This is a genomic window from Dissulfurispira sp., assembly GCF_036745535.1.
Classification (GTDB): Bacteria; Nitrospirota; Thermodesulfovibrionia; order Thermodesulfovibrionales; family Dissulfurispiraceae; genus Dissulfurispira.
This window is the reverse complement of the sequence record NZ_DAIOFX010000027.1, coordinates 1-9,284: the sequence shown is the minus strand read 5'-3', so window position 1 is coordinate 9,284 and position 9,284 is coordinate 1. Positions and strand designations below refer to the sequence as shown.

5 protein-coding genes and 1 pseudogene are annotated in these 9,284 nt (G+C 45.4%); 3 read left to right on the top strand and 3 right to left on the bottom strand.

Going from position 1 to position 9,284, the window contains the following annotated elements; genetic code table 11:
- Positions 1 to 158 precede the first annotated feature (158 nt).
- The gene (purL, locus tag V7L97_RS06325; protein ID WP_333654302.1) at positions 159 to 4,118 is read right to left on the bottom strand and encodes a phosphoribosylformylglycinamidine synthase; all 3,960 of its coding nucleotides are present in this window, start codon (positions 4,116 to 4,118) and stop codon (positions 159 to 161) included.
- Between the two features lie 119 nt (positions 4,119 to 4,237).
- On the opposite strand from purL, the gene V7L97_RS06320 reads away from it, so the two are divergent.
- Positions 4,238 to 6,118, top strand: coding sequence for an ASKHA domain-containing protein (locus V7L97_RS06320; protein WP_333654300.1), 1,881 nt, complete (start codon positions 4,238 to 4,240; stop codon positions 6,116 to 6,118).
- A gap of 212 nt (positions 6,119 to 6,330) precedes the next feature.
- Here V7L97_RS06320 and V7L97_RS06315 read toward each other — a convergent pair whose 3' ends face one another.
- Both V7L97_RS06315 and V7L97_RS06310 read right to left on the bottom strand, forming a co-directional pair.
- Positions 6,331 to 6,672, bottom strand: coding sequence for a hypothetical protein (locus V7L97_RS06315; protein WP_333654297.1), 342 nt, complete (start codon positions 6,670 to 6,672; stop codon positions 6,331 to 6,333).
- Positions 6,651 to 6,977: a hypothetical protein gene (locus V7L97_RS06310; RefSeq protein ID WP_333654295.1), complete on the bottom strand. Its 327-nt coding sequence runs from the start codon at positions 6,975 to 6,977 to the stop codon at positions 6,651 to 6,653. Before V7L97_RS06310 ends, V7L97_RS06315 begins: the two co-directional genes overlap by 22 nt.
- Before the next feature lie 106 nt (positions 6,978 to 7,083).
- On the opposite strand from V7L97_RS06310, the pseudogene cysE reads away from it, so the two are divergent.
- Both cysE and cysS read left to right on the top strand, forming a co-directional pair.
- Positions 7,084 to 7,590 (top strand): annotated as a pseudogene (gene cysE / locus V7L97_RS06305) (serine O-acetyltransferase); the annotation flags it as partial.
- A gap of 159 nt (positions 7,591 to 7,749) precedes the next feature.
- Positions 7,750 to 9,246 carry a cysteine--tRNA ligase gene (cysS, locus tag V7L97_RS06300; RefSeq protein WP_442891771.1) on the top strand — a complete coding sequence of 499 codons (1,497 nt, stop codon included), beginning with the start codon at positions 7,750 to 7,752 and terminating at the stop codon, positions 9,244 to 9,246.
- Positions 9,247 to 9,284: the final 38 nt, after the last annotated feature.

Below are 9,284 nucleotides of genomic sequence, written 5' to 3'. Positions count from 1 at the left end.
CTTACGTATTCTCCTTCGTACACGTCCCAGTCCCCATGCTGGTTGGCCACATACTTTACACCATTACACTCATAGCAGGTAACAAATATACCGTGCAGAAGGACTTTACATGGGTCTTCTTAACCATCTCCCGAACACCTCCGTTGTATTAATATAATTTATAATCCCTCGCACCACTGCCGTGCATTCTGAAACATCTTCAGCCATGGCGATGCCTTAAGGTCTTTCTTCATCTCCTCCGGCATCCATGCCCACTGCCACTTCAGGAATGTCCTTTCAGGATGGGGCATAAGGGCAAGATGCCTGCCGTCAGGGGTGCACAATGCCGTGATCCCGAATGGCGAACCATTGGGATTGAATGGATACTTTTCTGTGAATTCTCCATTGTCATCAACCCATCTGATAGGTGCAAGTTTTTTATCTATTACTTCATTCAATATGTTTTTATCAGGGAAATGTGCAAGCCCCTCTCCATGTGCTACCCAGACTCCTAAAACAGAGCCTTCCATATCTTTCAGCATTATTGATGGACTCTCAATAATCCTGACTGTGGCGAATCTGGACTCAAACCTCCCGGACTCGTTATGTATGAACCTCGGCTGGAATTTATCATCGATCCCCTGCCATGGAACCCAACCGAGGAGCGCCATTAACTGGCATCCGTTGCATACGCCGAGACTGAAGGTGTCGGTCTTGTTGTAAAAACCATTGAACTGCTCATGGAGCTTTTTGTTGAATCTTATTGTTCCTGCCCAGCCTTTTGCAGAGCCGAGGACATCGGCATAGCTGAAGCCGCCCACAAAGGCCACGCCTTTAAATCTGGAGAGATTTATTTTTTCATTCAGGAGATCTGTCATTGTTACATCCCATGGTTCAAATCCTGCCAGGTAAAAGGCCGATGTCATCTCCCTGTCGCCATTGCTTCCTTCCTCGCGGATTATTGCCACTGCAGGTTTTACATCCCTCTTTAAGATTATTTCAGGCGTCTGCTCAGGCGTGAACGGTATGAGATACGATGGGCCGGTTCTGTCATAAATGACCTCTTTTTCTTCAAGGACGCATTCGGGATTTGCCTGAAGCATATCCAGTTTATGGCTTGTTTCTTCCCATAGTGCCCTGAGTCTCCTCATGTCTTCGTCAAGGACCAGATTTCCGTTGGAGAATATCTTGATCCTTTTTTCTGCTATGCTTTTGCCTATGGGATGATAGGGTACGGAAAAATTCTCAAGCACGGAGATTATTGAGTCTTCTTTTTCCGGGGCATACTCTATAACGAACCCCAGTTCTTCCGAAAATAAAATTGGCATGAGACCTTTTGAGCCGATGTTGGATAGTGTTATCTCCAATCCGCAGTTTCCTGAAAATGCCATTTCGAGGAGCGTTGTGATAAGTCCGCCGTCGCTCCTGTCATGTCCTGATAATATAAGTTCTTTATCTATCAGTTCCTGAATCGCATTGAAGGCATCCTTTAGCAACTGCGTATTATCCACATCAGGGGATTCATCGCCAACCTGTTTGTAGCAGTGGGCAAGGGCCGAGCCCCCTAACCTGTTCTTCCCGTTACCGAGGTCTATGTAAATAAGCCTGCTCTTGTCCGGCCTTTTAATATCAGGGGTAACAACCTTTGTTATGTCGGGACATGTGGCATAGGCAGAGATCACAAGCGTGCCCGGTGATTTTACTGTTTCTACCTCTCCTGACGGATGCACAACCTTTGCTGCCATGGAAAGACTGTCCTTGCCTCCGTCCACGGCTATGCCCAGTTCCAGCATCATATCCCTCATGGCAATTGCCGCGTCATAGAGATTTGCACCCTCACCAGGAAGCTTTGGAGCCCACATCCAGTTTGCCGAGCATTTGATATCACGCAATGAGCTTATCTTTGCCCACACAATGTTTGTCAGCGCCTCGCCGACGCTCATCCGAGCCATTGCAGAGGGATTTATAAGACCCTTAATCGGCTGTTCTCCAATAGATATGGCTGCACCGGCAAGAGAAAAATGGCTCTGGGCAATAACCGCTACGTCAGAGACTGTAAGCTGAAGGGGGCCTGCACACTGCTGTCTTGCTATCAGTCCTGTGACAGACCTGTCCACTTTATTTGTGAGAAATCTCTTTGAACCCACAGAAACAAGTCTTAATACCCTATCGAGGGCATCCATTATTGTCATGTTATCAGGGAAATGAAGATGTTGGTTATTAAAGGAGGCGCGGTCAAGGTGAAAGGTCTTTTGCGGCATATCGCCCAGTACCTTTTCGAGGCTTAAGTTCTCGACAACTGAACCGTTTTTTCCATCATAAAGTACAATATAACCGTCACCTGTTACCTCGCCTATAACAGCAACAGGCACCTTTTCCCTTTCGCAGAGGCCTTTGAACATGGCAATACTGTCTGGGTGTATGAGAATAGCATCCTGCTCCTGATATTCTGCTCCCCATATTTCCAGGACTGAAAGGGTATTGTCGCCGATGATAATCTTTCTGATGTCTATTTTTGCACCTGCGGGATGGATAATCTCTTTAACCACATTGCAATTTCCGCCTGCGCCCTGGTCGTGTATGCTGACGATAGGGTTTTTATCCCCGAGTTCAACACATGCCCTTATAACCCTGTTAAGCTTCTGCTCCATTTCTGCATCGCCGCGCTGGACAGCATTGAAGTCCAGTTCCTCTATATTTTCGCCTGATATCATGCTCGAGGCGGCTCCGCCGCCCATTCCTATGCGGTATGCAGGGCCTCCTATCTTTACAACCACCATGTCTTTTTCAGGCTCGCCTTTTTCGAGGTGTCTTGCATCTATCTGTCCGATACCGCCTGTGAACATGATGGGCTTTATCCATTCCCTGCGCTCGCCGTTTGGCATTTTCAATCCGAAAGACCTTGTGAAACCCTGTATTACGGGCTCTCCAAACTTGTTACCGTAGTCTGATGCGCCATTGCTCGCCTCTATTTCTATCTGTAGGGGAGAGGCGAGATTTTTGGGGTAAACAAAAGAGCCGTGCTCCCATGGAAGTGGATAGTCGGGAATGAAGAGGTTTCCAACGCAATAGGCAGCAGTGCCTGCAATCACAAGACTTCCCTTGCCTGTGGCATGGACATCCCTTATCCTTCCGCCTATGCCTGTTTCTGCACCGGGGAACGGGGCAACTCCTGTCGGGAAATTGTGTGTCTCGGCAGTGAAGATTATATGGTAAGTTACATCTATTTCCCTGAAAGGAGACGGCTTTCCCGGATTATCGGGCAATATCGTATGTATAGTGTAGCCTCTTATGGCGCTGGAATTGTCTTTAAAGGCAATGACGCTGTTGTTTGGATTTCTTTTGTAAGGCTCTTTGACGATCTGCATAAGGCTTTCAGGTATCTCTTTACCGTCAATGATGAGCCTGCCTTTGAAAAACCAGTGTCTTGAATGTTCGCTGTTTGACTGGCTTAAGTCGAAGCATTCCACATTTGTGGGGTTTCTCCTGAGGTCGTTTGCAAAGAGGTTGTAATAATAGTCGATATCCCAATCATCGAGGCCGAGTCCCATCTCGTGGTTTATCTTCATCAAGGCTGGCTTGCCTTCTTCTATGAGGGGAATTATTTTTACCGGCTCGGGGATTATCCCTGTCTCGAATGTTGTTAAAGGTTCTGGATACATGCATTCTGTCATCCTGTCATGGATGAGTTCTAAAAACGGCTGAGGGCTAAAGGCTGAAGGTTGAAGTCCGGATTTTAAAATTAATTTATATCTCCTTGAGCGCTCTATGCGTTTTATCTTTGTCAGTCCGCACGCGTGACAAATAGAGACGGCATTTGTGGACCAAGCAGTGGTGAAGTTCATTCTCGGCCCGACCTCAAAAACTGGTGAATGGGTAAATCGGTGAATGGGTGAATCGATTAAAAAACTTGTGTCGGAAAAATTATCAGGCTCGAAGGTTTCTGCCAAAAGCCATTTAAGTTTATTCAATTCGGTGTCTGTGAGCGGTTCCGAGGATTCTATATTAAAGCAGAACTCCGTTTCTATATCCTTAATATCAGTGATTATCTTTTCGCTGACTGTTTTTAAGAGAACAGCCTTTTTGTATGAAGAAAGGGCAGGAGTACGATACATATGCAAGAGTCCCTTTTTAGACATTATATCTTCTCCCTAAAGTGCTTATTAAAACACAGTCATTTTAACATAAATCCGGCTATTGCATAAATAAAATGTATGTTAAAATACCAATCAATCCATTTTCTTAGAGGTGTCCATTTATGGAATTGAGGCTTACATCGGATGAAGTCATAAAACTGAAAGAAAAAGAGGACATCTACTCTGCGCTGAAAAGATCGGGCATTTATCTCGTTGCATCATGCGGCGGGAAAGGCACATGCGGGAAGTGCAGGGTGAAGATTGTTGAAGGCGACTGCGATGTAATCTCTTATGGGAAGCTTACGCAGAAAGAAAGAGAGTCAAATATAGTCCTTGCATGTCAGACGGTTCCTAAAGGAGATATCCTTATCGAGATACCCAAAGAGTCAAGGCTTGTTGTCGGCGACAAGATTGCCATTGCAAGGACAAAAGACCTCGTTGAATATCTGAAATCTTTTGGTGTTGATATAAACCCTGCTGTAAAAAGGCTGTATCTCGAGCTTCCGCCTCCAACCATAAGCGATAACATCAGCGACCTCGAGAGACTGAAGAGGGTTCTGGATGAAAAGGGGTTAAAGAATATAAGGTTTTCCCACGGCTTTGTATCGACAATGGCGGATATCTTAAGGATTGCAAGCTGGAATGTTGAACTGACATATGTCGGCGGCGACGACATTCCATACGAAGCTATATTCCTGAGTCCGACCGATGCCTGCAACAGGAGATTTGCAATTGCAGTGGATATCGGCACAACCACAGTGGTTGTGTATCTCGTAAATCTCTTAACAGGAGAGATAGTGGATATAGGCTCCACGTACAACTCGCAGATGAGATACGGCGATGATGTTATCACGAGGATAGTACATGCAACAGAAGGAGGCGGCCTGCCGGAATTAAGGGATGCCATTGTTACGGATATAAATACGATCGTGGATTCTTTGATGGGAAGGCACAGCATAGAGGCATGCGAGATAGATACGGCAACCATTGCAGGGAATACAACCATGTCTCACATTTTTTGGGGACTGAATCCAGGCTCCATAAGGGAAGAGCCTTACATCCCCACCCTTAATCAATTCCCGCAGTGGAAGGGAGGGACAGCAAAGCTTTCCATAAATCCACAATCGCCTGTTTACACAGTCCCTTGCGTTGCAAGCTATGTGGGAGGAGATATTGTTGCAGGAGTGCTTGCATCAAAGATGCACAGAAATCATGAGATAGCACTTTTTATGGACATAGGCACCAACGGAGAAATAGCCATCGGAAATAACGAATGGCTCATGACCGCTGCATGTTCTATGGGGCCATGCTTTGAAGGAAGCGGCATCAGGTGCGGGATGAGGGCAACATCTGGTGCGGTAGAATCTGTAAAGATAGAACCAAATACTTACGAACTTCAGATAAGCGTTATTGGCGGAGGCCATCCAATGGGGATTTGCGGCTCAGGCATGATCGATGCCGTATCGGAGATGTTTTTGACGGGTGTAATAGACCAGAAGGGCAAGTTTGTCAAAGGAAAGACAGACAGGATAAGGGAAGGCGAAGAGGGGTTGGAGTTTGTGCTTTACAGAGACGAGGCACATCATAAAGATATAGTGCTAACAGAGGTCGATGTAGAAAACATAATCAGGGCAAAGGCAGCACTGTATGCAGGAATAAAAACCCTCCTGAGCGAGGTCGGATTTACTATGGATGTCATAGAAAAGGTCTATATAGCAGGAGGCTTCGGAAATTACATCAATGTCGAAAGGGCAGTAATATTAGGCATGCTCCCTGATATTCCGAAGGAGAGATTCGTATTCATGGGCAACACATCAATCACAGGAGCTTATCTCTGCCTGCTTTCGGAGGAATTGAGAAAAGAGGCTGAGGATATAGCATCGAAGATGACATATATAGAACTATCCGTTTACAGGAGCTTCATGGACGAATACATGTCAGCTTTATTTCTGCCGCATACCGACATGAGCCAGTTCCCAACAGTAGCGGGTATGGTAAAATAAAGACATGAGTGAATATTCAAAATTTTCTTCAGACAATAATACCGAATTCATCTGCCCTGCATGCGGTACTGTTCTTACGGAACAGGAGCGCGTTGAAAGAGATGGGGGAGGCTGGAACTGCAAATGCGGCGATTTCATTCCTGAAAGCATGGCAATAAACCCTTATAAAGGCTTATCAAACCAGCACAAGCAGAATTCATCTTGGCGATAGATCATTTTTTATTCCCCATAATAGCATCTTTGCCTAATATCAAAATCTGATCATTGAGGTTTTCGAGGGCTGCGGTTAGGCTGTCATTGACAATGCTCCCCAATGCCTTTAGCTGTATAGACTCTCCCAGCATGCCGATGATCAGAGATGCTACACCCGCTTCTCCGGTTGTCCTTGCGACACTGCCATTCGCTGTTCCTTTCCATAGCATGTTCCATTTTCTATCATACACCTCGCAGAGCAATTCCACTGTGGCTGTGTGTTCAGAAAGCGTAGCTCCGCCGTATATGAATTTTGTCGAGGGGCTGAACTCAATGATAATTATTCTTTGGATATCGGGCATGATTTCGGTTTTTTCTGAATGAAGGAAACCTCTTGGAAAGCCTTTTTTAGCGACTCTATTGCACTTGCTTCAAGGGCATTGCCGACCTGAAAATTAAGGGTGCCGGATGGTGTTTCTTCTGACAGCAGATAATTCTTCGTTGTGTCGCTCAGGAAAAGGCTGACGCTTAACGGCAGCTTTTCTGCTCTTTCCCGGAACTTTACCGAATCCTGTTTTACAGTTATGGTACTGATACATCCCTGCAAAAGGATTATAACAATCAATAGCAACTGCACGGCTAATAATAGATGCCTTCTCTTGCTCATTACAAATCTATACCAGAGGATTTGGATGTTGTCAAATTTGTACTCCTGTCTTTTATCTTTCTTTGTAAGTCAAAGACTTAAGAGGTTTATGTTATAATTCACAACAATGGGCTTCTTTCACGACATAAAAAGGGATTTACATGCAGTGTTTGAGCGCGACCCTGCTGCGCGGAATACCCTTGAGGTGATTCTTGCATATCCGGGTTTTCATGCCATCTTCATTCACAGGATAAGCCATTCCTTGTGGAAGCTCAAAATTCCCGTATTGCCGAGGCTTCTATCACACATTGCAAGATTTCTCACAGGCATAGAGATTCATCCTGCTGCAAAGATTGGAGCCGGCTTTTTCATTGACCACGGAATGGGAGTTGTGATTGGCGAGACAGCAGAGATAGGCGAGGATGTCTTGTTGTATCAGGGCGTTACGCTGGGAGGCACTGGAAAAGAGAAAGGCAAGAGACATCCGACCCTCGGAAACCATGTTGTTGTGGGTACCGGAGCGAAGATCCTCGGACCTATAAAAATAGGCGATTATGTTAAGATAGGTGCAAATTCCGTTGTACTTAAGTCTGTTCCCGACTATTCTGTCGTGGTTGGTGTCCCCGGCAAAATCATCAAGAAAAAGGTTATGCGTGTTGTGCAGGAAGGCATCGAGGAAGCCCTCGACCATGTAAGGCTTCCTGACCCTATGGAAGAGGAGATACTGGAACTTAAGGAGCATATCGCAAGGCTTGAAAACAGGATAGAGAGGCTGGAAGGAAAAGGAGGAAAGGTGAAGATATTCAATACCATGACAGGCAAAAAAGAGGACTTCAGCCCGATTGCAAAGGGCAAGGCCGCCATGTATGCCTGCGGTGTTACTGTATACGACTACTGCCATATAGGCCATGCAAGGAGTGCTGTAGTCTTTGATGTTATAAGGAGGTATTTCAAATACAGGGGATTCGATGTCAAGTATGTAAGGAATTTTACTGACATCGATGACAAGATAATAAAGCGTGCCAATGAAGAAGGCATTACATGGGATGCTGTGGCCAAAAAGTACATTGATGAATACTACGCCGACATGGACAGGCTCGGTGTTGCGAGGGCGGACGTGGAGCCAAAGGCAACAGAGCACATAAAAGAGATGATAGATGTTATCAAAGCCCTTATCGAAAAAGGCTATGCATACGAGGTTGCCGAAGGCGAGAATAAGAGCGTGTACTTTTCTGTAGATAAATTCCCTGAATACGGCAAGCTTTCTAAAAAAGAGCAGAAGGAGCTTCTTGCCGGTGCACGCGTTGACGTGGACGAAAGGAAGAAAAGCCCTGTGGATTTCGCATTATGGAAGGCTTCAAAGGAAGGGGAGCCGTGGTGGGATTCTCCGTGGGGAAAAGGAAGGCCGGGATGGCACATCGAGTGCACTGCAATGGCGATAAAGCATCTTGGTGAATCGATCGATATACATGGCGGCGGCGCAGACCTCATATTCCCGCACCACGAAAACGAGATTGCGCAGTCAGAGGCATATACAGGCAAGCCTTTTGCAAAGTACTGGGTACATAATGGTTTCATTACTATCGATAAGGAGAAGATGTCAAAATCCCTCGGAAATTTCTTCACCATACGGGAGATTCTCGATAGGTATGATGCAGAGGTTATAAGGCTGTTTATCCTTTCGAGCCATTACAGAAGTCCCATAGAGTTTTCCAATGAACAATTGCATGATGCAGAGTCTTCTCTGGAAAGATATTACAGCACAATGGCGAGGATTGATGATTTCCTGTCGCATGCCCCTGAGACTACAAAAAGAATTCAGACAGCAGAAATTGAAGCCGTTCTTGAAAAATTTAAAGACAGGTTCGAAGAGGCCATGGATGATGATTTCAACACAGCACTGGCAATCGGGCATATTTTTGAGCTTGTAAGAGAAGTGAATAAATTCCTTGATTCAAAGCCATCCGGCGAAGCAGCAAAGGCATTGATAAAGAGGGCAAAGGATATATTCGAAACTATCGGTGGTGTCCTCAATCTCTTTAACAGGACGCCGGATGAATGGAATATCGACCTTCTTAAGAGCAAGAAAATCCCTTTGACCGAGTCCGAAATAGAAGACAAGATAGAAGAGAGAAGAATTGCAAGGCAGAACAAGGATTGGGCAATGGCGGATTCCATCAGAAAAGATCTTGAAGACAAGGGAATCATACTTGAGGATAAAAAAGACAGGACTTCGTGGAAGGTGAAGATAATATCTATAGCCGTCCTTGCCCTTTCAGTATCTTTATAAAAAGTTTTACAAGCTCTAAATCGAAATCACCTTTTTCA

Coding starts and splice junctions, on each gene's coding strand:
- V7L97_RS06310 (WP_333654295.1), bottom strand. CDS start 6,977: ATGAGCAAGAGAAGGCATCTATTATTAGCCGTGCAGTTGCTATTGATT.
- purL (WP_333654302.1), bottom strand. CDS start 4,118: ATGTCTAAAAAGGGACTCTTGCATATGTATCGTACTCCTGCCCTTTCT.
- V7L97_RS06315 (WP_333654297.1), bottom strand. CDS start 6,672: ATGCCCGATATCCAAAGAATAATTATCATTGAGTTCAGCCCCTCGACA.
- V7L97_RS06320 (WP_333654300.1), top strand. CDS start 4,238: ATGGAATTGAGGCTTACATCGGATGAAGTCATAAAACTGAAAGAAAAA.